Here is a 26133-nt window from a genome sequence, read left to right as displayed (position 1 = left end):
GTAAGTGTTCATCATACATCGATGAATGCTTTCAGTCCTTTTATGTTTATCCTGTACCTTTATTCCCTGGCAGCATCTTTATAAAAATATCTAATGAACGACGGTATCGGTTTTCGCCTCTCTTTGTTAACGTCTTCGGAAGGCTCCACCGCGTGCCAGAGCGAAGAAGATGAGCAGGGCAATAATCGAGCCAACAATGGCTGGAATAATATGAAATCCGCCAATCACCGGCCCCCTTGGTCCCAGCAATTCCGTTCCTAACCAGGAACCGATAAAACCCGCAATAATGTTTCCAAGTACACCGCCCGGTACGTCCCGCCCAATCAAGTTGCCGCTTAACCAGCCGATAAGTCCACCAACAATGAGTACCCAGAGCAGATCCATGGATTGTTCTCCTTTCTTCGGGTTTATTACAAGTTATGTTGGGCTCATTGGAATATACCTCATCTTCCAGTTGGTGGAGGAATCTAAAGTGCCTGTGCTAAGATGAGGATAAATGATGATTGAAGCTGGTGAAAACAAGGCTAGATAGGGGTGTACATTTGAAGAGAATCCTAGTCATTGATGATGAAATCGCAATTCGAGATTTAATTGAGCTGGTGCTAAGACGAGAAAACTACGATGTGCAGACCGCAGAGGATGGCAAAATGGGCCTGCAGCTGCTCGAGTCTTTTCAACCCGATTTAGTGGTACTTGATCTGATGCTGCCAGACTGCTCCGGATATGACTTGTGCAAGGAAATCACCGGGAAACGCGCCGTTCCTGTGATCATGCTCTCTGCCAAAAATGAGGTAATCGACAAGGTGTTGGGACTAGAGCTAGGGGCGGAAGATTACATGACGAAACCCTTTGACAATCGTGAATTGCTCGCTCGAATCAAGGTGATTCTGAGAAGAAACGAGAGCAGGGAGGACACAAGTGAAGGGACAGAAGTACAATCGACACGTATCATTCATGAAGAGCTGACTTTTGACCTGGAGAGCCGAAGAGTGATGAAAAACGGTGTACCCGTGTCTTTAACGGCCAAAGAGTTTAAAATTCTGGAAACGTTACTGAAAAGGCCAGAAAAAATCTTTACCCGGGATGAGCTGCTGCAGATCGGATGGGGATATGACTTTATGGGAGATAGTCGCAGTGTGGATATGACCATCATGCGATTACGGAAGAAGTTGGAGGATAACGCGGACGAACCAAAGTACTTCAGGACGATCTATGGATTTGGCTATCAACTTGGAGGTGGCGAAGCCTGAAGTATGCAACCCGGTTACTGCTGAATTATTTATTTTTCTCCGTGCTGTCTTTTGGCATCATCATTTTTGCGGTAAATAAAGCTATCGATTACTACAGCTTCATTACCATTGAGAAACAGATGATGGAGAAGGCAGATCTGTCGGAGTTGTCCTTCCGTGAGGTGTTGGCACAGCATAGGTCATCGTCAGGTGAGCCCCAGACGAAGGAAATTGTCAGACTTGCTCTGGAGAAGCTGAAAGCTTCAGGCAAGGAAGTACGTATCTATGACAGCTCCAAGCAGTTGCTCGGCCTGGCTGTGGATGGCATCATCATTAATGATGGCAAACCGCTTATTTTTGACAAAAATATAGAGAAAGCACTGAGCGGCAGTTATGCCTACACCGTCACGGAAGATCATCTGCTTTATTTTGCGACGCCCATTCAGGATCAATTCTACGAAAACGCCTATGTGTATGAATTCGTGGAGGACATTTCCTACTTTTATGCGATTATGGATCAAATCCGTTTTATCCTGTTTGTCGGCGCAGGCGGATTTATTATACTGATTACGTTATCCAGTCTGTGGATTGCCCGCAACACAACCAAGCCGATTAAACTGTTGCTTGGCGCTGCACAAAGTTTCTCTAAACAGGAGTTTCGGAGAGTTCAACTAAACCGGAAGGATGAGCTGGGCATGCTGGCAGATGGGCTGGATTCCATGGGGCGGCAGCTTCATGATTACATTCAGTACCAGAAACAATTTGTCTCCAACGTATCTCACGAGTTAAAAACACCCTTGGCAGCAATTCGTGGTTTCTCTCAGTACTTGGTTGAAGGGGAGAACGAGAACAAGGAACTGCAAAAAATCTATGCTCATCTGCTGCAGGAATCAGATCGGCTGACGCGCTTGATTAATGAATTGTTGTTGCTATCCCGATTCGACAAGGCTGGTTCTAACGAACTGGAAGTCGAGAAGACGGAAATAAACGAACTGATTCAGCAAGTTGCTACGAGTATGGGTGCCAAGGCTAAAGATAAAGGAATCGAGATTATGTTCAGAGAGGCGGAAGTGGAACTGGAGGATAAGCTTCTGACAAGAGTCCACGCCAACGTGAATCCAATGCTGATGTCCCATGCGATCGTCAACCTTGTGGACAATGCCATCAAATATTCAGGCAGTCCATCGCTAATCGAATTAAAGTTGGAACATACGCCAAGCGAGGTAGTTATACGGATACGTGATCAAGGGATCGGTATCGCGGGCGATGAGCTGGAGCGAGTGCAGGAACGCTTTTACCGGGCGAAAAATGCAAGCACAGCGAACGGTTCAGGTCTTGGAATTTCGATTTGCAAAGAGATTGTAGAGCGGTTTAATGGATATATCGACATGGAAAGTCAAATCGGAGAAGGAACGACCGTTACGATTGTGTTACCCCGTGCGTAAACACTCGCTTAAATAGTTAACGTTACAAGATTGATACAATTCTGTTATGAGACTAACAAATGCTTTTTTTATAATCACTTCATAAGAAGAAATCACACATTTATGGAGGGATCATGATGAAATTAACAAAGAAAGCTGCAGGTTTTATCGTACTAGGTGCTTTACTAACGGTGGCATTAACGGGCTGTCAATCTAGTGAAGCTACATCTCCAGCAACCGGACAGAACACAGCAAATGAACAGAACACCGGCGAAGGTGCAACAAATGCTAATGCGCCTGCTTCCGAAAGTTCTGAAGAAAAGGGTACTGAAGCTATTAAAGAAGGTTCGATGGAGAAGGAAGGCAATGTGGTGCTGAAGGAGCTTGCTTTTGTCTATAATGAGCACACCATTGCGATTTCGGATACAGCGAATGAAGATCAGATGGAACAGATGCTGGGCAAACCGGATAACGTGAAATCTCATACGTACAGTGCTGACGATGGAACAAACATGGATACGTTAATCGGTTTTACAGAAAAGGTTTATACGTATCCTGGTCTGGAGATTAAAACTATCAGTATACCGGAGGGGAAACAAGACTCCATCTTTCATATCGAAATTACAGATCCTAAGTATGCGACAGTGCGAAACATTAAAGCAGGAGATAGCCTGGATACACTCAAAGACGCCTACCCTGAGGGGAAACTGCTTGGTGATGGAGCCGCTAATGAGGAGGATGACTTCCGTTACGAGCCATCCAATTATGTGGATGTGATGTCGTTTCATATCAAAGATGCCAAGGTGGAGAGCATTCAGATCTACAGCCTTTTGGACTAATAATTAGTATCGATGTTGGTAAGATATTATACGATTTAAATACCTGCCTGTGAGAGGGCAGGTATTTTCTTATATAACGAATCAAAAATAGAAGTTTTGAACGAACTTTCAACGTTCTAGCAAGTGTGGACCACTTAATTTCAGAACTCTTTTAGCTTGATAAAATAATTCTAGGTGAACGGCGACAACAATTGCTTAGTTGTCGGAGGACAAGAACATAGTTCGATTACCGAAATGGATAAGAACCTGTTCCCATTACCGATTAGTTAAGTACCGTAAATAAACATTCTGAAACCACATGAAAATTGCTGAGTACAGTAAGGAAGACGCCTGAAAATCCAACTAGCATGAATTCGAAGCGAGCTCCGTTGATGAAGAGAGAACGCTCGGCCCATCACACACTACCATTAGGACGTACGTTGGCTAGAATCGACATGTTCGCGTTGAGCCAAGGACAAGAACATTGAGTCATTTCCGATTTGATGTTGATCTAAATAGTTTTCACGCCGGAACACATATTTCTTTCCAACCCACTTAATTGTTTGTCCAGATGAAAATACAAATCTATTTCGAAATACTTTCGCTTCTTCGACCAGAACTTCGTTTGTATCAAGCAAAGATTTAGTAGCGATTGCTTCCGGAAATGGGGAAGCAATCGCTATGTTTTCGTGCGGATATTTTTATTTTTTTGTCCTCCACATGTGTACAAAAAATAAAAAAGATGATACATTGAAATTAGTTTAACTCCTTTTATAACAGGGTTTTTTTAAAGAATACTATGTCTCCTGTACGAGGACATACGTATATCGAGGAGGGAATGGAATGTCAAGTCAAGCATTGGACCAATTTTTAATTTCGAACATCGAGGATCTAAAGACTAAAGGTCTATATAACGTCATCGACACGCTGCAGGGTGCAAATGGTCCTGTTATTCGTATCGACGGAAAGTCCCTAATCAATTTGTCTTCCAATAACTATTTGGGACTGGCAACAGATCACCGCCTGATTGATGCTTCAGTTAAGGCGTCGCAGACATACGGGGCAGGCGCAGGGGCTGTGAGAACCATTAATGGTACGATGGATCTTCATATTGAGCTTGAAGAAAAACTGGCCCGTTTCAAAAAAACGGAAGCCGTTATCGTGTATCAATCGGGATTTAACTGCAATATGGCTGCTATATCCGCGGTAATGGACCAGCATGATGCGATTTTATCTGATGAGCTGAACCACGCTTCGATTATTGATGGTTGCCGCCTGTCGAGAGCCAAGGTGATTCGCTTTAAGCATTCGGATATGAATGATTTAAGACAGCAGGCGAAAGATGCCAAGGAATCCGGTCAGTACCATAAAATTATGGTCATCACCGACGGGGTTTTCTCCATGGATGGTGATATAGCAAAGCTGCCCGAAATCGTGAAAATAGCAGAAGAATTCGATCTGATTACTTATGTGGATGATGCCCACGGTTCGGGCGTTCTCGGAGCAGGTGCGGGAACCGTGAAGCATTTTGGATTGTCCGACCGCATTGACTTTCAAATTGGTACTCTTTCCAAGGCGATCGGCGTTGTCGGAGGTTATGTGGCGGGTAAAAAACAACTGATCGAATGGTTGAAGCTGAGAAGCCGTCCGTTTCTGTTCTCGACATCGCTACCTCCGGCTGTAATCGCTTCTTGCAGCGCTTCTGTCGACATTTTGATGAATGACAAAGAACTGATCGAGAAGCTGTGGGAGAACGGCAATAAATTGAAAAATGGCTTGAGCCTGCTTGGATATGATGTAGGCCAAAGCGAAACGCCGATCACACCTTGTATCATTGGCGATGAAGTAACCACCCAACAGTTCAGCAAACGGCTCTATGAAGAAGGCGTTTACGCCAAGGCAATCCTGTTTCCGACAGTTCCGAAGGGAACCGGAAGAATACGTAACATGCCGACAGCTGCCCATACCAAGGAGATGCTCGATCAGGTGATCTCCGTTTATGAGAAAGTTGGCAAGGAAATGAAGCTGATTTAGCTGCATTCGAAGGAGTATATTTCGGGAGGAATGTCTTATGAACAAGATTTTGGTGACTGGAGCACTGGGCCAAATCGGTTCTGAGTTAGTTGTTAAATTACGTGAAATCTATGGTGCGGATCACGTCGTTGCAACGGATCTCAGGTCATCAGCCCACGAAATTACCCGATCCGGGCCATTCGAGCTGCTGGACGTGACGAATGATAAGGCGATGTTCGAAATCGCCAAGCGGTACGAAGTTGATACCGTCATCCATTTGGCTGCGCTGCTGTCGGCTACCGCAGAGGAGAAACCGCTGCTTGCCTGGAATTTGAATATGGGCGGATTGATGAATGCACTTGAAATATCCAGGGAGCTCGGCTGCCAATTTTTCACTCCAAGCTCCATTGGATCTTTTGGTCCTTCGACTCCGAAAGACAATACCCCGCAGGATACGATCCAGAGGCCCAATACGATGTACGGTGTGAATAAAGTGTCCGGCGAACTGCTTTGTGATTATTATTTTCACAAATATGGCCTGGATACTAGGGGGCTGCGATTCCCGGGTTTGATATCTTATATGACGCCTCCCGGCGGAGGAACGACAGATTACGCTGTGGAAATTTATTACGCAGCCGTGACGACTGGCCGGTATACATCTTATATCGCCAAGGACTCAAACATGGACATGATGTATATGCCGGATGCCCTGAACGCTATCATCGAATTAATGGAAGCGGATTCTTCCCGGTTGATACACCGAAATTCATTTAATGTTACCGCAATGAGCGTGGATCCGGAGGCGATCGCTGCAGCGATACGGGATGAGTTTCCCGGCTTTATCCTCGATTATGACGTTGATCCGAAGAGACAGGCGATTGCCGATAGCTGGCCGCATTCCATTGATGCGACGGCAGCGAAAACAGAATGGGGATTTCATGCCCGTTACGACCTGAAGGCCATGACGAAGGATATGCTTTCACAGCTAAGCGAGAGACAAATGCTTCGCAAGGCTTAAAGTTATTATGAATTCGCTGTGCAAACCGAGTAGAAATACAAAAGAAGCTGAAGAGTTCTACTAGTAAGTCATAAGTGCAACTCCATTTTTCTTCATAATCGGTTTCTAAGCACCCATTTTAATTCCGTGGAACAATTCAAAAAAACGGCCGCTGTTCGCATCGTTTGCGACAGGGTCGTTTTTTGTTTTTCGTAGGCTAGCTTCAAATTGCTATTCACTCTTGCCAAACACTCATAGGGTCCCATGGCTTGATTTGATTACCATATTTTCCGGTCAAAAAAACTTTCATGTCTTCCAGTTTAGCAGGCACCTCGTTCCAAATTGGAAGGGGGGGTAACCCTCGTTTGCTTTTCAATAGGATGTCCACTGTAACATACAAGCGTTCTGGCTGAATCCAATGAAGGAAGCGGGAAATATCAATTTGCTTAGTCAGGGACAAGGCATCAATTTCGTCATTGTAATGCTTGTTGAACTCGCTGATCAGGTTCAGGAGGTAGTCTCTCTGCTCCTTCACGAAGTCCAGGCCGCAGATGGCGCCATGTCCTGGAATAACGATTTCGGGTTTAATTTCATCAATAATGCGGTCAAGCACTTTAACCCAATTGAGGGTTCCCTCTTCGCTGTATGCCGTACACCCGTTAAACACGACATCGCCGGCGAACAGCACTTTTTCTCTTGGCATCCACAGCAGCAAGTCGCTGTCAGAGTGTGCTGGAGCAACGTTGTAAATCATTACTTCCGTATCGCCAAGACGGATGTTGATATCGTCTTTTATCTCAATATTCGGGAGCAACCATTCTACGCCTTCCAGGTCGAATCCTTCAAATTCCGCTGCAAAAAACCGCTCGCCCGAAGTCGATTCCGGAGAATCCTTTCCTCTTTTGATGACGCTGTCCATCCAGGCGATATTTTCGGTAAGACGCTCTCTGGACGCTTCCTTGTGCATAATAATGCAAGCATCTTCAAACACTTTGTTTCCCCAGGCATGGTCGCTATTATAGTGCGAGTTCACCACATATGCGGGAGAGCCGCCGTTGCTTACTTCCTTAAAAGCCTCCCGCATTTCCCGCGCATGGAACAAATCGAAGAACGTGTCATACACCAGCCCTTCACCCTTGTTGATGAATCCGGCATTGGCCCAACTGATGCCGCGATACGGCGAAATACCGGCAAAGACGCCATCTGCGACTTCAAAAAATTTAACGCGAGGTTTTTGAATAATACGTCCATACTTCATAAAAATTCTCCTTCGTGTATATGTTTTTTTGGTAAGTCATACTGACTATGTCCCCATTATAGAAAATGGAAAACAGAAATGCAAGCATGTACTTGCATGCATTAATTCCATACTGTATGCTACTAACAGAACAACATCACACTACATGGATGGAGGCGCTGCAACATGAAACTAGTAACCTTTCAAACCAATACATCCCAGGAACCTTTGTTTGGGCTTGTAATTAACGAGAGATTTGTCGTGTCTTTTGCTGCAATCATGAAAAAGCAGGGAACATTCTCTGACAGTCTTGAAAGTATGGACAGTTATCTTCATTATTTGCCGGCGAGTTATGATGCTGCTAAGGAAATGATGCAATATGCTATAGAACAGTTGCATCAATTCAATGAAAATGAAATCAGCCCGATTTCAGCGGTAAACCTGCTACCGCCGGTTCCGAATCCGGCTGCGCTTATCGATTTTGGGCTGACGCCAAGACATCTGAGAAATGCTGGCGTAAATCTGCTGCAAAGAGAATATACAGGGCCGGAAAGAGAAGAACTTAAACGGAAAATCGCCGAAAAATTCCAGCAAGATCCGAATAAAGTGAATTTCAGTTATTACAAGTGTAACCATAAAGCTGTAATTGGCGATGGGGATACGATTCATTGGCCATCATACTCTTCATACCTGGATATTGAGCCGGAGCTGGCCTTTGTTACAGGGAAGGGGAACTGCGTTGCAGGTTATGTTATTTTTAACGACAGTACTGTCCGCGATGTGCAGTGGCCGGATTTCCAGGCGATGACCGGACCGACGCGCTGCAAAGATTTCGATCGCAGCAAAGGGATAGGGCCATTTCTGGTAACGCCGGATGAAATCGACAACCCGCTGGCATTGGACGTGGATGTGCGTATCGGGGAGAGACTGCACTGGAAGGGAAGCACATCCGAGTATTCTGCACACCCTGCAAAAGTGATGGAGGAGGTTCTCCAAGTTTTCACGCCACTCCCGGGCACGATTATAGGAATGGGGACGATACCGGATTGCTGCGCAATCGAGACCGAAGAATGGCTGTTGCCCTCTGACCGAATCCAGATTACATTTGATAAATTAGGCACGCTCACGCAATTGGTGCCTGATCATATCAAAATTACGGAACCAAGCCGCTGGGATAAAAGAAGTGATTTACCTTAAATAAGCGTTTATGAAAATGATGAACCCCTACCCTGCTGCATATACAAAACTTGTAGTAGAATAGATTTAACATATGCAAAAGGAGAAATACAATGCAAACTTCAGACAAAATCATTGAAGCCGCGACACAGCTCATCAAAAAGAACGGCTATCGCGGAGTAAGCACCAAAGCCATTGCAACGGAAGCTAAAGTCAATGAATCTACGATTTTCCGGCAATTTGGAAGCAAGCAAGGCATATTGGAAGCCATCATTGAAAGACATTCGGATATCCCGCAATTTGAGAAGATGTTAAAAGAGGACGCGACCGATAATCCGGAAGTCGATCTGCTGAATGTAAGTCAGCAGTACCGATTGTTCTTCCATAAAAATGCGGACATCATTTTGATTGGCATCCGCGACAAAGGAATGTTTCCCGAATTAGACAGAGTGCTGGCCGATCCGCCGGTGAAGCTGCACTCGTTGCTGGTTGAATATTTTGAACGTCTGCAGAAGAAAAAAGTTATAGCCAGACAGGATGAGCGCCTTGCCGCCATGTCTTTTCTCTCGATGTGCTACGGCTTTCAGATGAGCGAGCTGATTCACGGGCAATATCAGTCCCAACTCGTCACCGAGGAAGATTTCTACAAGCACAGTGTCTCATTGTTTGTAAAAGGAATTTTGTCTCAGTCATAAGCTTTGTGAGATATGTCTGTATTCGCATACGAAATGGACCTCGGTACTAGGCTGTTGCTATACCGTGGAACTTCTTCATCTCAGCGTTTTTATACTCAATAACTAGTCTGCATTTATCAGTATTAACGTAGATTATATACCATAAATATGGTGATCGTTGATCGGCTGCCTTTTTATAACTAACGGGCAGGTTAGCGTGGTATATTTAATCTAAAGTTCTAACAAGGAGGCTGCAAATGAATTCGATAACCTCGAAAGAGTTTGAAGCTGTTATTAAACTCCCTGCGAACATTCGATATGAATATTTTATTAAGAAGGTTACTGATTCAGAAGCAATTTGGGGGTTGTATGATGACGGTTGGGCAATGTCTTCAGATGATAAAGAGAGATTGCTTGTTTCATTCTGGCCTAGGAAAGAGTTTGCAGAGTACTGTGCTTATGAAGAGTGGTCAAATTATAAAGCACATTGTATCTCATTAGACGATTTCATTAGTGACTGGTTACCCAATATGGTGGAGGATCAGCATAAGCTGTTGATCTTTTGGAACAGAGATGATTCTGCAGTTCTTGAGATTCAAGTGCTACTAAATGATTTAGTGAAGGAACTCAAAAAGTATTGATCCTTCGTTACGCTAACGGGGAACGTTAGCTTAATAAACTTAAGAAGGCATCAAATTGATCAGTTGCTGATTTCAACTAGCGGACTGTCAACAGGGATCGTTGCAGAAATGCTGACGATCCTTTTTTGTATATGAGTATTTAAATCACAAAAAAGGGCTCCTCCGTAGACCAGGACACCCCAAGTGCGGGTCAGCGATCACGTACCTGGATATAAAGGGAAAACAGTGGGTGTTGCCCGGCAAAAAAAGGTATAGAAAGCCAATGCGCGGATCTGATGCTCTTTTATCAGGATCCTACCATCATACGCAGGGTGAATGACTCTTTTAAGAAGAATCGCCCTAGCAAAGCGGTAAATATAGGAGAGAGCGATACAATAAGTGAAGCTGTCGTTGCATCTATCGTCTGCAATCCCGTAAAGAAAGATACCTGATGCAGCAACATCCCAATAATAGCGAGCGGAATTAAGTAGAGGATATCCCGTGAAGTCAATCGAACCATACGTTTGGACAAGATTAGATAGCCAATGAGGAACACGGATGATACGGCAAGGCGGTATGCGGAAAGATGCATTGCAGGAAACTCCTGCAGCAAGAGTGAGCCGAATACGAAGTTACTTCCATAAAGAGTCGCGCAAAATAAGAGAAACAGATAAGTTCGCAAGCCAATGTGCCTTCTTTCAAAATTTGACTAATCCATCAGCCTTCTTGGTAAAGCTTTCGTTTGATGGCAACCAGTTCGATCTCAATCTCAGCGCTACGTGGTAGCTTAGCTACCTGAATGGCAGTTCTTGCGGGATGATGGTTACCAAATAGTGACTATAAACGTCATTCATTTGCCCGAAGTGATCTAGATTCGCCATAAAAACGGGGGTGATGAACGGCTATAATCCGCTTCATTTATGATGCTGTAATTCATATGAAGAGTGACAGTGAAGATGAAGCTGCAGTTTATCCTTCACGCATACGTGTAGAGGTGAGCTGGGCTTATATTTTTGTTATTTACGTTGTTTATTTGCGATGAATACATATATCACCCAGGCTAGACTCTAGATGCATCATAGATTAAGATTTATTTAGGCAAAGTGATAACTCGATTTTATCTAACCCAATTTTTATTATATTCTGAAATATGCTTTTTCTCGAAACGAAAATATAACCCAGATAGGTGTGCATCGTCATCAAGATTTTAAGAGAATACATCACGCAACCCCCTGTAGAGCTTGCTGTGTTCATTGAATTGTCAATTATAATGACGGAAATGGTACACCGTGAACATCAGCAAAATACAGTGATAGGGCACCTTAGCCCTGATCATATCATCGTTCAGTGGGAGGGGAAGGCTGCGCAGATATCCTGGCATACGGAAAGTCATGCTGCCTACCATTCTCCCGAGCAATTTGGCCGATTCGATCTTGTGCCGAGTGGGCGAAGTGATCTTTACGCATTAGGTATTATTTTCTACGAGTTGTTAACCGGGCAATTGCCTTTTCAAGCTGACAATGAAGAAGACTGGAGCACCGTGCATATCCGCAGGGTGCCTCCACCTGTATCCGATATTCGGTTGGGATTAGACGAAACAATACAAGCGATACTATTGAAATTACTTGCCAAATCAGAGGTAGACCGTTACCAGAGTACATATGGAGTACTTGAAGTTGTACCAGAACATGATGGATAACGACGGAACGTTTACGCCAATGGAAGTCGGACGTTGGGATAAGATCCATACGCTTTCCCTATCCGAATCATGGTATGGGCGTAGTGCTGAAGTGATGCAAATGGAGACAGGGCTGGAGCAGGCTCTACAAGGAATGAATGCAATTCGTTGGGTGATAGGCAAAGAGGGGACAGGTAAAACGACGTTTGTCCATAGGCTTCAACAAAATGTCGTTCGACATGGAGGCCGGATGATCACAGTGCAAGCGGAGCCTTCCCAACAAACTGTACGGTGTGGACTGATCCTTCAGGCGATGCGGCAATGGATTCACCAGCTGTGGAGTGAGCCAGTTGATATCATTACACAACTGAAGGCTAGGATACAAGCGGAGTTTGGGCGAGAAACGCAAGTAATCGTCTCCTGCTGGCCTGAGGCTAATCCGTTGTTAAACAGCAATACGGAGGTATCTCATATCACGAACGATCCGAAGGTCTGGGATCGGTTTGAAGAATTGCTGCCGGACCTGATTTGCTGCATGGCTGAATGCAAGCCACCGCTTGTTCTGTTTATGGACAATTTGCAGTGGGTTGACTGTGGTACGCAAACCGTAATTCGTACGCTTGCACTAGCACAAAAGGCACATGGATTATTCTTAATCGGAGCTGTTCGGGCGGAGGAAGTTCTCACTTCCGTTCGGGATGAACCGAATTTCAAGCAAGAGACATTACTGACTTGGTTGTTCGAAAGATGCCGTGTGAATCCAGAGGAACAAGTAGCTCTGCCTCCGCTGGTTTATGAAGATGTGAGGCAGCTACTCTCTGATGCTTTACATGAGAAATCCGCGCGTATTCATCCTCTGGCGCGATCTGTCTACGATCAAACAGGTGGTAATCCCGGCTCGATTCGTCTCTTGCTAAAAGACTGGTTACAGGAGCACAGACTAAGCTTTGACGAGAAAAGACGTCAGTGGGTGTGGGACTCAGAAATAATTCGGCTACTAAGCAGTTCAGAAGGCCATATACGTCTCCTGGAGACGGGCTTCTCCAAGCTCAAGGAAGATCGGAAGGAATTTTTAGCTGTGGCAGCCACAATTGGTCCGACATTTCAATTATCTCTCTTGGCTGAAGTGTGTACTATACCAATGGATATTGCATTTCACTGGCTTCAAGAGTCTGAAGCTGAAGGATTTATTTATCGGCAAGATGAAGCGAAGCAAGAAGATATATCGGAATCAATCTATGTATTTGTGCATGAATTCATACACCGGATGGCATATGCTTTTGATCCAGGACGCAATATGCACCGACACAGAGCAATCGGGCGGTCGTTACAGGATCACGTTCCTGAGCCACGCGATGACCTGTCATGGACAGTGATTGATCATTTGAACTTGGCTGCTTTACTATTATCGGAGCAAGAGACGAGGGAACTGATCGAGCTCAATCTGCAAGCGGGACAAGAGGCGTTGGCATCCGGGCGCTATGCGAAAGGAAAGAATTATGCCGAGAACGGGCTTCATCTGCTGGCAACAAGAGAGGTGGGAGGATCAGGTACAAGCGATATCGGGTTGCAACTGATATTGGCATGGACGGAATATATGGATGGCAATAGCGAACGAGCGAAGGAGCTGCTGGTTGACTTGAACCAAGACAGCGATCAGCTGAGCCGATCGGAACGGCTCAAGATCTGGGCGCCTTTGATTCAATTCCATGCATTCGCTGACAATGAGATTGCGATTCAATTTGGGATGGAGGCACTAGGCTCCTACGGTTGGAAGCTTGGGAAGAAGAGTTCCCTATTGTCCATCGCCAAGGAGGTGATCCGGACCGGGGTCCTTTTACATCGAAAACGGGAGAAGCGCCTTCTACTGTCCAACCCACTCGACGAGGAATATGAGGAGCTATGCCATTTAATGGAGCTGATGTTTCTTCCGTTGCTTACACACGATGCGCGATTACTTCTGGAATTATATGCCCGATTTATTCGTTATGGGTTGCAAAAAGGAGTAAACGAGTCGCTGGCTGCGATGATTGGTGGATATGAGCTGATTGTACAAAGGGTATTTCCGAGCTTGGTTCGAGAGACTTCGATTGCTGAACGGGTGTTTCAGCAAATAGCGAACGACTCTACATTCAGGAAAAAACATGTCATTACTTTTTTGAGCGGAATGTATAAGCAGATGGACAGGCCTTTGGAATCTTCCATCGCTTTGTTCAAGGGGATGCGTCAAGGGCTTGAATCCGGTGATCATGATTTTGCTAATCAGGCCTTAATTTTCTGTTTTATGGGTAACCCTGGAAATGTATATGCCTTAAATGAATTGCTTCGATACTTTGAACAGAACATGCAACAGATTGCCGACGACAAGATACTGGAAATGGTACGGCTGACGAACAGCTATGCAGCGGTGCTGCAAGATGAGTCGTTGGCCGACAGCTTTGTGGCTATTCCACAGGTGCCAACCAGCAGCCAGTTGGAGCAACGGGACGAGGACAACTATAGCTGCTGTTGCCGGCTGGAGGCCGCTTACTTGTCGGGAAGGTACAGGGAAGCGCTGTACTGGTCACAACGAGGAAGGGCAAACGAATTGCCTTTGGATTGGATGCGAATTCGTAAACATCGCCTATATGAGAGCTTGGCACTAGCTGGATTATACTTCGAGACGAACCGGGAGGAACGCAAGCGAATCCGGAAGGCGATACGCGCACAATTACGATTGATGAGGAGTTGGCGAGGATTTTTGGACAGTAAGTCCTCCGCCTATTTTCTGATCAAAGCAGAGAGTGAACGGATCGCTGGGAATTCGATGGGTGCGCTGCAACAGTATACGGCTGCAATCAGGCAGGCGAGAATGGAGAAATACGTGTTGCTGGAAGCCATTGCTTGCGAACGGCTTGCGGTGTGTTATCAAGACGATCTGCTCAGCCGATCTGGAGCGGCAATTACAATGATGGATGCATGTGCGGCATACGCCGAATGGGGCATAACTTCCAAAGTAACACAGATTAGAAGCAGACACGCTGAATTGCTGGACCCGGTTTACAAACGCTATGAGGGTCCGGTTTTGCAGGAGCGAGTCCAAGTGAATCATACTGGCACTGAGTTACTTCGGCAGAACGGCACCAAGAAGGGTGAAGGTTCAAGGAGCGAAGAGGAATTCGAGCTTGTACAGCGACTTATGAAAGGGTTTGCTATGCCGAATAAGGCCGACTGGAAGGTGAATCTCTTGAAAACGGCTCTTCAACAAGCCGGAGCAGAGCGGGGCCTATTATTGAAGCGTGGAAATAACGAGTTCTTTATTGAAATTAACGGTTCGGACTGGAAGGAGAAGCAAGAGGGGAACGGATTGTATTCAGAGAGCGTCTTACGTCATACAGCGATAACAGGCAAACCGCTGGTTCTGTATGATGCGATTGAGAGTTTTTGGGTGAAAGATGCCTATATTGCAGCAAGCACACAAAGATCGATCCTGTGCATGCCAATTGATGTTCCGGGAGAACAGGCCTCCTATCTGCTTTACTTGGAAAATCGACAGATGCCAGGCGTATTCACAAAGAAGGACGTCCAGGTGTTGGAGCTTATTGCGACACGGATCATTTATCTCAAGCTACTGGAAGACGAAGCTGCGGATGTTACAATCCCGAGTACTAACGTATCGTCTGCGACGTCTGGTCTTGGTCAACCAGGGCTGACCGAACCGCTGACCGAACGTGAAACGGAAATTATAACCGCGATTGCGGAAGGTTTGTCGAACAGGGAGATTGCCGACCGGTTTGGTATCGCAGAGACAACGGTTAAAACACACACGTCTAGAATCTATGGCAAGCTGGGTGTAAAGCGGCGGGGTCAAGCTGTCGTACGTGCCAGAGAGCTGCAATGGATAGAGTGACAAACGGGAAGCGAGCTGTAAAAGTCGCTTCTTTCTTTTTTTTGGAATGAGCATAAAAAGCGTCATGATTTAAGATCAGATCAAATTTTTTTTGAGTACAACTTTAGTAGGATTTAAATTTCTTATGCTCAGACTATGATATTTAGATTGGAATGAATGACAGGAGGTAATTTTAGCAATCGGTTCACCATTTTTAAACAGTAACTAGATCTGAGAAAGGAAGTGTATGTGGTGAGAAAGAGAGTGGTTTCAACCGGAAGTTTATTCGTTGCAATCGTTAGTATGGTATTCATCGTTTTTTTTAATCATCAAACTGCAGCATCTGCTAATATCGTTTCGTCAGCTATCTATGCATTAGAGGATACAACAATTGTTTATGAAGGAATAGATTCAGGAAAGATAATGTACGAAGATGAGGGCCTTGGATATCTTAATTTAGGTTATCAGGGGGGATACGGTTCTCCAATAGAGGTTCAATCCAAACTGACTAATTTATTAAATCATACTATCCCAGAAATTCACCCTAAGCCCACCCTTGCTCCCTTTGACTTTACAAGCCACATATCAGAGGAAAGCCTAAAAACAAATCCTACTGCAACATTTATCCTTTCTGTACTTTCTGCCGAAGAAGCACGCAGTGCCGATATACCAACGAAGGAACATTATATACAAACGACTGATATTACATACTCTGAAATTGAGGATATCGAAATAACGGGTGTTGTTAATGACGGTATATATAATACAAATGTAACGCCGCAATTTAACATAGGTACAGCTACACTAAATGGAGCTTCCTTTTCAAGTGGAACAACAATTACTGTTGAGGGTTCTTATACACTTGTCGTTACTGATGGAAGCCTCTCAAAAACATTACAATTCGAAATAGATAAAACGCCTCCGACTGCAACCGTTCTTATAAATAATGGAAGCTACTTCACGAATCATCAATTTGTAGATGTTACAATTACACCAGATCCAGGCGTGGATGATATCGTTAGGATGCGGTATTCTGTTAATTCGTCTCAAGTATCAACTACTCAGCTATACTATTCACAATTTTCAATTGGGGTAGGATCGGATAACGGTGATAAATCGGTAAGAGTTGAATTAATAGATGCAGCGGGCAATATATCTCCGCTTTATTTTTGGAATTTCTCAATGAATACTACTATCCCTACTGGTACTTTAACGATTAACAGTGGTGCTGCCTATACAACAGAGCGCGAGGTTGATCTCCTTATTACAACAGATGTAGGTGCTAATGAAATTGTGAGTATGCAATTTTCAGCAGATAATAATAATTGGTCTTCAGTAGAAGGTTACAGCCCAAGCAAAAGATATACATTGCCAACGGGAGACGGAGATAAAACCGTTTTTGTAAGACTTATTGATCGCTTTGGCAACATTGGTGTGATTCAGAGAAGTATTTTGTTGAATACGAAGCCTCCAACAGCTTCTGTTCTTATTAATAATGGAAACGTCTACACGAATAACGCGAATGTAGTCGTTGCAATAACTCCAGATGTAGGTGTAAACGACATTGCTTTCATCAGATATATGATTAATAGTTCAACACCAACGACGATCCCATATATCGACAGCTTTGTTATTAATGTAGGAAATACGAATGAAGAGAAAGAGATTACGGTTACGCTAATTAGCGGGGGAGGAAATATTTCTCCGATATATTCATCAACAATTATTCTTGATACCTTAGCACCAACAGGAACAGTTGCGATTAATGGAGGAGCTGCCTATGCAACATCTCAAGGGGTAACCCTTAAATTTACTTTAGGGGCAGGTGTGACGGATGTCGTGGGTGTACAATTTTCGGATGACAATGTGACATGGTCAACAGAAGAAGCCTACAGCCCAAGCATGAGTTACAACCTGTCAGCAGGAGAAGGCAGCAAGACGGTTTATGTCCGATTCATCGATCGCGCAGGCAATGTTTCAGAAGCCACAAGTGCTTCCATTATTTATCGTACCATTCCTGAGCCGAGTCATAGTACAGGACATACATCTGAGGTTGCTTCTACCGAAAATCCAGTGTCAGCAGATGTGATGATAAAGTTTGGTGAAGATGAGCTTGAGGGTGCGTTTACAGGTCAAGTCCATGTTCAAGGAAGCTCTATTGAGATTCTGTTAAGCAAGGCGCAGCTTACTCACTTAAGCAAAACACATGAAAACCAGACGATAGAAGTGAGCTTAATGGGGACATACTCAAAGTCTCAGCTAATCGTGTCCAATGAAGCGCTAGATAAGCTTGCTGCTAACAGCAATAGTCTGTTATTTAAAACAACGGGCCAACAATTTTTACTAAGCAGCCAGGAATTAAAGCAAATGCTAGCGACCAATCACAGCAGATATGTAATTAGCATAAAGCATGAATCTGAAGGAATGTTTGCTCAAGCTAAGGAACAAGCTCAAAAGGGTGCTTATCAGTTAATTGGAGTTCCGATTACAATTGATCTATTGGCACAGAATGAGGATAACTCACTACATTTACAAGAGCTTGGAACTATCGTGCTTGGCTCCACGGGTACGGGGGAATTGCCGTCAGCCGTGTTAAAGCTTCTAGATAACGGAGTACAAAGCCCAGTGACAGCGGCAATTTCAATAAATGACCAAAGCTATTATGCTAAGGTAACAAGCTACGGATCAGGCACTTACATGCTGATTCGCAAGCAGCCTAGATTTACAGACGTCTCCGGCTGGTCGCTTAAAGCAATTGATACATTATCTTCCAAACTTATACTGAGTGGCGTGAATGAAACAACGTTTGAACCGAAACGTGCTATAACAAGAGCTGAATTTGCTACTATTATCAGCAAGGCTCTCGGGCTGGTGGAGACATCAGGTAGCCTAAATTATACTGATGTTGTTACAGGTGCATGGTATTCGGATGCTGTAGCTGCAGTTGCGGAACTTGGTTTTATGAATGGTTATCCAGATACTACTTATCGTCCAACTCAGAAAATTACGAGAGAAGAGGCTATGGTTATTGTAGCGAGAGTGTTACATCATCTTGATTCAAAAAAGGTATTATCTGACTCGGAAATGGATAGGGTCCTTGGCGAATATAGCGATCAAGCTCAAATTAGCATCTGGTCTAGAAATGATATTGCCTCCTCAGTACAAGAAGGAATTATTATGGGTATTAACGGAAAGTTAGCCGTAAAAGATCAAATTACGAGAGAGCAGGTTGCTGCAATGATCGTTCGTCTGCTAGAGCATGCAGAGATTCTTTAGTAATTTACTCTATTAATAAACGATGCCGCTGACAGCTTCGGAGGTCGCGTCACACTTGCATAAGGATTGTCGAGGATAAATTAAAGTCGCTATTTTAGCGGCTTTTTTAATTTATCGGTACAAGTTCTTGTCCCAAGCAAACGACAAGAACTAATACCGATTACCGTAATAGACAAGAACATAGTCAGATTGCCGATTTGATGTATGTCTAAACATTGAGCACATGCACTTATAAAAGGGCTGCGCAAACGCTTATTTTCCTTTTTGCTCGATGTAGCCTTTCGCATACACGGACTCGATCAACCGAAAAAGCCATTTTCTCTTTGACACAGCAACCAGCTTAATCACTGAAGTCAAAATCAATTAATGGTAGAGAATGTATTGGAGATTTCTACTAGTTATCGTAAGATCATATGTAAGAAGTTGAGACTTTCCTGTGCCTTTCATTTTGAAAAGAAAAATAAAAGATAAATGGGAGGAGGGATCGATAGTTGAATAAGGATGAATTATTAAAACTCATAGCCACAAGTGGCTACAACGTCTATTTTGGGGCGGAAAAGCATTTCGCGACTTATGATATTATCGAAAAGGTGCCACGAGCGATTGCGTTGTTAGGGCTGCTCATCGGGATATGGCAGTTGTGGAAACCAGACATTTCTTACAGCCAGCTAATTGCTGGGCGTGTTGGAAAAGGACAGATCCGCATGATGCAAAATGACAATGTACTGCTTCGTTTTGATGATTCTCAATCTACCTACCTTCTTAAAAAGAAAAAAAACCTCGAAAAAGGGGTCGTAGTTCTAGGTCACGAATATAATATATGTCCCAAAGTTCCCCTGAACCGATTTTGAGTTATCGGGGTATTTGTGCGGTGCAGGAAATAGTCGAGAACTAGTATTTACGAATATTTGGGAATGCGTTACATTTATAATTTTGGGAGGGAGGGTTTCAACTGATGAGAAAATCCACAATCTGCTCCATGCAAAGTCTATTCTATAAACAACGGCGGTTGTTTGTGTGGAGCGAGAACAAAGAAATTTAACCGCTGAATCATCTCTGGCATGATGTTTACTGTTTATAGAATGACTTTGCTCCCTTAAATTTCAAAAAAATTTTAAGGAGCAGAGCTATCATGAAATATGTAAATGCAGACAATATCTTTCCGGAAGAGTTGCTAAAAGAAATTCAGAAGTACATTCACGGCCGCATGGTGTATGTCCCGACCCCTGAAAAATTGCACAAAAAATGGGGAGAAAAATCGGGGAGTAGAGAACGGCTGAGTCTAAGAAACGAAACGATCCGTCAAACATATTTCAATGGAAAGTCGATCGATGAACTCTCGAATGAATTCAGTCTTTCCTACGAAAGCATTAAGAAAATCATTTACTCTAGAAAATAGATTCACTTGTAAGTCACATCGAGCTTTCTGATGTGGCTTTTTGTGTAGAATTTGATTCTGAATCAAATTCAGTATATTTTCAAGCAGCACCTTTTGTTACCATGAAAATGAAGGGGAGAGGTAATATGGATAAAAAGATTAAACTACTATACACACAAGATATATTGAGACAGTCCGCACAATGTTTTGGAATACGTGAAGACTCCATTTTCGAATTAAATGGATTTCAAAATTTCGTTTATTCCGGGGTAGTTGGAGATCGAAAAGTTATTTTAAGAATTGCCCATGTCACACATCGAAATGAATTATTAATAAGAGCGGAACTAGATTTTATCATGTTCCTGGCTGATTGCGGAATGAAAGTAGCAAGGCCCATTCAGTCTTTATCAGGGGATCTTATTCATATCATTGACGAGTCCTTTGTTGTGACAGCTTTTGAGAAAGCACCCGGCAAAAATGCAGTAATAGCCGAGGAGAGCAATACATTTTATGAGAATATCGGTCAAATGGTCGGTACAATACATAAGTTTTCACTTCATTATTCGTCCCAACATTCACGCTATGAATGGAATGATAATGCCCTATTAGCCTCATTTAAGAAGTATTGTCCGTTAGAATTACACGATAACTTTGATCGTTTAATTACTGAAGTTAGCGCTCTAGCCAAGGAAAAAGATACGTACGGTCTTATTCATGGGGATATCAGCCCTGGCAATTATCTTAATGATGGGGACAATGCCTTTATTATTGATTATGACGACTCGGAATATAGCTGGTTTGTTTCTGATATTGCTACTCCATTATTCTATGAAATCCCTATTCCGTGGGTTGTGTCTGGAGATGTAAGAAAGGAGATTGCAAAGCGTTTCTATTGCAACTTCTTAAACGGCTATTGTAAGGAAAATACGGTGAGTCAAGGTTGGTTAAACCAAATCCCATTATTTATTAATTTAAGGCAAGCTAGAGTATTAGCCGCGTTCTATAGAAGCAGAGATTTTAACGCTCCTGATTGGAGCGAATGGGATGAGCAAGCCCGACGCTTCTACTATGAAAATTTGCTAAATAACACTCCCTATATTGATATGGACTTTTTGTGTTAACGGGTACGATACGTTAACACAGCCAGAAAAGGAATGGCCATCCCACAAAGGATGGTCTTTAAATTAGGGATTATGACTTGCCTACTCTAAGAAGGTAACCGATTCTCATTTTTTGTTGGGCTCTCGGTGACATAAGTAAGTAACAATGAAGGTGAGCCAAGATTGACACGCAAAATTAAAGCAGCCCGCAGCAAAGGTATTCGTGGGGCTGCCTTTTCAATTGTGATTAAAAGTTGTAATTAATGCCTTCGCCAGCGCCTGTGCGGGCATTTATGTATACATGAGAAACGCCTTCAATCCCAGTGACGGGAAATGCATATACGAGCTTGTCGTTGCGGAGCTCCAGCTTTGGCTTACCCGAAACGTTAACTTTTGGACCAAGCTTCGCTGAGGCTTGCTCCGCTGTTAGCTTCGGGTGAATGGGGAAGGTTTTATTGTAATAGGTAAAATACTTAGACGCATCAAAGCGCTTTAACGCACCGGTATGGCGATCAAATTGCCATACGACTTTCATCTGTGGAATGGAAACTTGCTCCCGGACCGGAATATACGTGAGATAAATGGAGGTTTCTTTTATCTCTTTCCCTACTAATGTCAGACGTTCGCCAGACCAGCGAGCCATCCAGGTATCCGCAACCGCGACAACCTGCTTTAAGTCCATAGATTGCTCTACATCTCCTTTTTCGGAGATCAAGCCCTTGCGTCTCACTTGGAGCACGTGTCCGCTTTTACTCAGTGTTGCAATATAGGAGCTGGTTGATTTCCCATCGGTGTCCGATAAATTGAAATCCATGACTTCTCCGAACTCGGGGCCGATTCCGCCGGAGGACATGTGGACGATTTGCTTACCTACTCCTTTATTCCAAGCCTCGCCCATGAAAATTTTCGCTTTGGCCGCAAGCTCCGTAGCCTTATACGTGGTTTCCCCGGCGAACACGGTTCCTGGCTTCAGAGGTATGTAAGGATTCTGGTTGTACAGGAACTCGTTAAAGGCTTTATTGCCGGACGTAAAGACCGAGTCAAGTTGAGACAAAGCCTCTTCCATTTCGGTCGAAATCTGTTGTATATCTGATAAAGAGGAATCAACAGCTTTCTTCCTCATCTGCTCGAGATACGGTAGAGCGATCCTCGCGAACGTTCTCAAGCGTTGAATTTGTTCTAATTGATCTGGGTTGAGCGACATTCCCTTCTCGCTGGCAGGATAGGCCAAGTAGCGGCTGCCGTCCGTGATAAATGACTCATACGAGGACCAAGATGGAAAGTTCATTGTAACGGATCCGATCCTTACATATTCCAAAATAAAATTGGCATGTTCAATTGCAGATTGAAGTGCTGCTTGCCGATCCGCAATCGTAGATGCCGCAAGAGATTCCGCAAGCGCATAGTCGAAATCGCGCAGGTAGATCGCTTGCATATGCGACCAGTATTGCGTATTGCGCTGTTGTTGCTGCTTCCATTGTCGATTATCCTGATGCTCGGTATAACTGAAATACGCGCCTGCTAATGTCGTCACGCAAAGCAGGCCGATGATGGATTTGGTAAGAACGTTCATGTCAATTAAAACTCCCGTCTTTGTCTTCATAATGCTTATCCACTTTAACAAAGATGAGAACACAGTTTAATGAGTAAATTTTACCAATACAAATTCCTAGTCCATTGCGCCAACTCATCATGCATGAGGCTGATGAAATGCAAATTAGAGGTGGGAAATAGTATCATTAAGGCGTTAGATTCCTATTTTTGAATTATCTCTTCAGGAACGCCTACAGTGACGGCTACAAGTGTCTCATAGTTAATGAGGAGGAACATAGATAAAAACTTTGCCTACGATCTGCTGAATTGTGGTCTAGGGGGGATTAACTTATCCCGAAAATAAACGTCTCATTTACTTTACTATCACTACTCAATTAACTTAACTACTTTTTATAACTATCCCATAAGTCAGCGATTTCAAGAGATGGGAAAGTAAATGGGAATCGGTACAAGTTTTTGTCCTCAATTCGACTATTTTCCAAATCCCTAATAAATCTTCAAAGAGCAGTGAGTGAAGATACGTCTTTAAAGCGTCACTTAGATAGTAATGGTATGCAAATTGATCTTACCAATTATGAGATGAAATACGGGGCAGGCAATGTTTTTAGCATTTGATCTGGTAAACCTTATAATGATGACAAATTGAGTTTGCTCTGTCGCGTGAGTGATAAACTCTTCAATGTCGAAGAGTACCCTTTCAATATAGTAGTATTGTCGAGGGACAAGAACATATTCCCTAGCACACTGATATTTGGTTTTACCCCATGTTTCGTTTGATAGGCAAAGCAAATAGCCCCCACGAATGGACGGGGCTAAGATTTGAACGGTTCAATTTACACTCCATAGTTATACGATCCTGCACGTTCTACGATTATATTCCAGTCTTCTTCTTCAAAAAGGATATTGTTCTCATCCTCGGGTTCGCCGATCTGTACTTCAAGGAAGACCAACCTGGTTTCAGCGAAAATAGAATAGACGCTCTCCGAGATCATCGCGAACTGAGTGCCCAGAGTCATCTGTGTGACCTGTCCGTTGATAAGCAATTGACCGCTGCCTGCAAGTACCATCCACGCTCTACATCCTGCCCTGTGCCAGTTCAACCCGATATGTTTGCCCGGTAGAACCGTTATGTTTAATATGGTTACAGTTGTACTCTCATCTTCTACCGAACTCTCGATGACACGATAACTGCCCCAGGTTGCTTCACCATACATCGGTTTTAATGGCAAGTTGCCTAATTGCGCTTTAATTTCATTTGAATTATTTTTGTTGGCAATGAGTATGCCGTCCGGACTTGCGGCAGCGATAATACCTGGCACGCCAATGACTTGGATGGGGTAGGGAAGCTCGTTAATAATATAGGAGTCGGAGGAAGAGCCCGAGATTCCACCGTGTCCGATTACATGGGAATCTAACTGTGCGCACAGCGTATCCCAGCTTCCGATATCCTGCCATACTCCCTTATAAGGCAGGACTACGGCCCGCTGAGCCTTTTCTGCAACATGCTTGTCAAAACTGCGTTCAGGCAACGCTTCATACAGGGATGACAATTGATCATAATGAACCGGAAGCCCCATTTTTTTAATATGGGATATCATAAACTCGACGGTGAACGCGTACACACCGCAGTTCCATAGTGCCCCACGTTGTATCAGAGTTTCAGCAATGGTGGCTTCGGGTTTTTCTATAAATTGTGTTATGGGCGCATAAGCATGTTCTTCCTCACCCGGCAGGATGTATCCATACTGTTCTGAAGCATGTGTAGGCCTTGTCCCAATTAAAGCAATATCGGCTTGAGAATGTTTCAAGATGTCCGGTAGTAATTGGAAGTTGCTGAAAAAATCTTCACCTGCGAACACATCAGCTGGCGCGATACAGATCACATCGTCATCTTTGGCCATTCGGAAGGATTGCAGATATAACGTCGCTAAGGCCGCCGCAGTAAAAGTGCCTCGTTTATATGGTTCCCCGATGACTGGTATTTTGCCTTGAGTATGTCGAGCCGTAATATTAGCCTGATCCTGATGTGAAATAATGAGCGTTGAATCCGTCAGGGATGAACTGTCAAGCTGGCGGCATACTCTGCGGATCATGGATTCCCTACCTCCAGCGGGTGATGGAAGTATATCTATGAACAGCTTGGAGCGAAGCTCATTGGATAACGGCCAGAGCCTTTTGCCAGAGCCACCGCACAGCAGTACGATATGCATGGGCTTCCTCCTTAAGCTCAGGGAGCTTTACTATAGATTTTCCGTTTATGAAAGGAAAGAGAACGGTATTTAAGGGCCAGATTACGGATTTGTTGCTCTTTTAACGAAGAAGCGTTCACATTCAGACTTTTATTCATGGAACTTTTAAGGACCATGCTGCCTGGGTTCTTCGTGTACATAAAATTGGCATACGTTTCATACTCGGAGAAACCAAACTGCTTTTTCTTATTGATATTGGAGATGATCGCTTTGTACCATGGCAGTTTATGAACCGCTTCAATTTTCTGTTTCAAGGCAGAGAGTTTAGATTTATCGAAAAGCATATAATGGGTGACAAAAGAGCGGGGACGCGGAGCTTTCATGCCTAACAACTTGCTGTAGGTATTGAAATATTCCGGCTGGCTCCAGTCACGGCAGTAAAATACTGTTTTGCCTTCTACAAGAAATGAATGAGGTTTAATCAGTACGGTATCCGCATCCATGACTAGAAAGTATTTTGCCTTCACAATGGAATCTCCGTTCATTTTGAGCAACTGCTGATATAACCAGCCTGACCGATTCCACCGGGAGGACTGGTAGTGTATCTCGTTTTTGGTTATAGGCAGGACGGATCGCTCATTAACAAAAATGCAGTTTTTACGGGAACAAAGTTTTCTGATTTTGGTGCTGACCGGAGAAACAATATATATGCTTCCAATGGGATGTTTTACATAACGGCGAATGTTATCGATGACGAGGGGAAGGGTAGTCAAATCTTTTTCGATCGCTGGTATAAGAACATCAATCTTAGGCGCATTATTCAACCGGATTCCACGCTGGACGGACATCTTCTCAACTCCTTGCACAAATCGTGATGACTTATTATATGGTATGTGTGCAAA

Annotated in this window: 21 protein-coding genes; 14 read left to right on the top strand and 7 right to left on the bottom strand. The window is 43.8% G+C overall.

Going from position 1 to position 26133, the window contains the following annotated elements:
* Positions 1-126 precede the first annotated feature (126 nt).
* Complete coding sequence (locus HP548_RS19275) at positions 127-384, bottom strand: GlsB/YeaQ/YmgE family stress response membrane protein (protein WP_024630063.1); 258 nt, start codon at positions 382-384, stop codon at positions 127-129.
* Between the two features lie 158 nt (positions 385-542).
* Between HP548_RS19275 and HP548_RS19270 the strand changes: the two genes are divergently transcribed.
* The 5 genes from HP548_RS19270 to HP548_RS19250 all read left to right on the top strand — a co-directional run bounded on the left by HP548_RS19270 (position 543) and on the right by HP548_RS19250 (position 6502).
* Positions 543-1250 (top strand): response regulator transcription factor, encoded by a 708-nt coding sequence (locus HP548_RS19270; protein ID WP_175382548.1) that lies wholly within the window; start codon positions 543-545, stop codon positions 1248-1250.
* Between the two features lie 41 nt (positions 1251-1291).
* Positions 1292-2674, top strand: coding sequence for an ATP-binding protein (locus HP548_RS19265; protein WP_175382547.1), 1383 nt, complete (start codon positions 1292-1294; stop codon positions 2672-2674).
* A 116-nt stretch (positions 2675-2790) separates the two neighbouring features.
* Complete coding sequence (locus HP548_RS19260; protein WP_076288769.1) at positions 2791-3492, top strand: hypothetical protein; 702 nt, start codon at positions 2791-2793, stop codon at positions 3490-3492.
* An 822-nt stretch (positions 3493-4314) separates the two neighbouring features.
* A complete protein-coding gene (locus HP548_RS19255) occupies positions 4315-5505 on the top strand; it encodes a glycine C-acetyltransferase (RefSeq protein ID WP_076288768.1) in 1191 nt (396 codons plus the stop codon).
* A 37-nt stretch (positions 5506-5542) separates the two neighbouring features.
* The gene (locus tag HP548_RS19250; RefSeq protein WP_076288767.1) at positions 5543-6502 is read left to right on the top strand and encodes an L-threonine 3-dehydrogenase; all 960 of its coding nucleotides are present in this window, start codon (positions 5543-5545) and stop codon (positions 6500-6502) included.
* Positions 6503-6716: 214 nt separating this feature from the next.
* On the opposite strand, the gene HP548_RS19245 is transcribed toward HP548_RS19250, so the two are convergent.
* Positions 6717-7739: an MBL fold metallo-hydrolase gene (locus tag HP548_RS19245; RefSeq protein WP_175382546.1), complete on the bottom strand. Its 1023-nt coding sequence runs from the start codon at positions 7737-7739 to the stop codon at positions 6717-6719.
* A 165-nt stretch (positions 7740-7904) separates the two neighbouring features.
* Between HP548_RS19245 and HP548_RS19240 the strand changes: the two genes are divergently transcribed.
* From HP548_RS19240 to HP548_RS19230, 3 genes are all read left to right on the top strand, one after another.
* The gene (locus tag HP548_RS19240; protein WP_175382545.1) at positions 7905-8915 is read left to right on the top strand and encodes a fumarylacetoacetate hydrolase family protein; all 1011 of its coding nucleotides are present in this window, start codon (positions 7905-7907) and stop codon (positions 8913-8915) included.
* Between the two features lie 92 nt (positions 8916-9007).
* On the top strand, positions 9008-9589 hold the full coding sequence (locus HP548_RS19235) for a TetR/AcrR family transcriptional regulator (protein WP_175382544.1): 582 nt from the start codon (positions 9008-9010) through the stop codon (positions 9587-9589).
* Positions 9590-9825: 236 nt separating this feature from the next.
* Positions 9826-10209 carry a DUF2750 domain-containing protein gene (locus tag HP548_RS19230; RefSeq protein WP_217504756.1) on the top strand — a complete coding sequence of 128 codons (384 nt, stop codon included), beginning with the start codon at positions 9826-9828 and terminating at the stop codon, positions 10207-10209.
* Positions 10210-10495: 286 nt separating this feature from the next.
* Here the strand turns inward: HP548_RS19230 and HP548_RS19225 are convergent, their stop codons facing one another.
* Both HP548_RS19225 and HP548_RS34130 read right to left on the bottom strand, forming a co-directional pair.
* Positions 10496-10870 carry a DMT family transporter gene (locus HP548_RS19225; RefSeq protein ID WP_175382543.1) on the bottom strand — a complete coding sequence of 125 codons (375 nt, stop codon included), beginning with the start codon at positions 10868-10870 and terminating at the stop codon, positions 10496-10498.
* A gap of 35 nt (positions 10871-10905) precedes the next feature.
* Positions 10906-10989: a hypothetical protein gene (locus HP548_RS34130; protein WP_409347666.1), complete on the bottom strand. Its 84-nt coding sequence runs from the start codon at positions 10987-10989 to the stop codon at positions 10906-10908.
* A gap of 469 nt (positions 10990-11458) precedes the next feature.
* On the opposite strand from HP548_RS34130, the gene HP548_RS19220 reads away from it, so the two are divergent.
* The 6 genes from HP548_RS19220 (at position 11459) to HP548_RS19195 (ending at position 21509) form a co-directional block, all read left to right on the top strand.
* Positions 11459-11887: a serine/threonine-protein kinase gene (locus HP548_RS19220; RefSeq protein ID WP_175382542.1), complete on the top strand. Its 429-nt coding sequence runs from the start codon at positions 11459-11461 to the stop codon at positions 11885-11887.
* On the top strand, positions 11865-15755 hold the full coding sequence (locus HP548_RS19215) for a LuxR C-terminal-related transcriptional regulator (RefSeq protein WP_175382541.1): 3891 nt from the start codon (positions 11865-11867) through the stop codon (positions 15753-15755). The genes HP548_RS19220 and HP548_RS19215 overlap by 23 nt, the downstream gene beginning before the upstream one ends.
* A 231-nt stretch (positions 15756-15986) precedes the next feature.
* Positions 15987-19010 carry an S-layer homology domain-containing protein gene (locus HP548_RS33940; protein WP_175382540.1) on the top strand — a complete coding sequence of 1008 codons (3024 nt, stop codon included), beginning with the start codon at positions 15987-15989 and terminating at the stop codon, positions 19008-19010.
* A gap of 491 nt (positions 19011-19501) precedes the next feature.
* Complete coding sequence (locus tag HP548_RS19205; protein WP_175382539.1) at positions 19502-19861, top strand: hypothetical protein; 360 nt, start codon at positions 19502-19504, stop codon at positions 19859-19861.
* 281 nt (positions 19862-20142) lie between these two features.
* Complete coding sequence (locus tag HP548_RS19200; RefSeq protein WP_175382538.1) at positions 20143-20409, top strand: CD3324 family protein; 267 nt, start codon at positions 20143-20145, stop codon at positions 20407-20409.
* Positions 20410-20534: 125 nt separating this feature from the next.
* Positions 20535-21509: a phosphotransferase enzyme family protein gene (locus HP548_RS19195; protein ID WP_175382537.1), complete on the top strand. Its 975-nt coding sequence runs from the start codon at positions 20535-20537 to the stop codon at positions 21507-21509.
* A gap of 226 nt (positions 21510-21735) precedes the next feature.
* On the opposite strand, the gene HP548_RS19190 is transcribed toward HP548_RS19195, so the two are convergent.
* The 3 genes from HP548_RS19190 to HP548_RS19180 form a co-directional block, all read right to left on the bottom strand.
* Positions 21736-23061: a PepSY domain-containing protein gene (locus tag HP548_RS19190; protein WP_175382536.1), complete on the bottom strand. Its 1326-nt coding sequence runs from the start codon at positions 23059-23061 to the stop codon at positions 21736-21738.
* An 814-nt stretch (positions 23062-23875) separates the two neighbouring features.
* Entirely contained in the window at positions 23876-25252 is a 1377-nt protein-coding gene (locus HP548_RS19185) for a sugar phosphate nucleotidyltransferase (RefSeq protein WP_076288755.1), read from the bottom strand.
* A gap of 17 nt (positions 25253-25269) precedes the next feature.
* On the bottom strand, positions 25270-26079 hold the full coding sequence (locus HP548_RS19180) for a DUF6492 family protein (RefSeq protein WP_076288754.1): 810 nt from the start codon (positions 26077-26079) through the stop codon (positions 25270-25272).
* Positions 26080-26133 lie beyond the last annotated feature (54 nt).

The sequence above is a fragment of the Paenibacillus taichungensis genome, assembly GCF_013359905.1.
Taxonomy (GTDB): domain Bacteria; phylum Bacillota; class Bacilli; order Paenibacillales; family Paenibacillaceae; genus Paenibacillus; species Paenibacillus taichungensis.
This window is presented reverse-complemented; position numbering and strand designations above follow the sequence as displayed.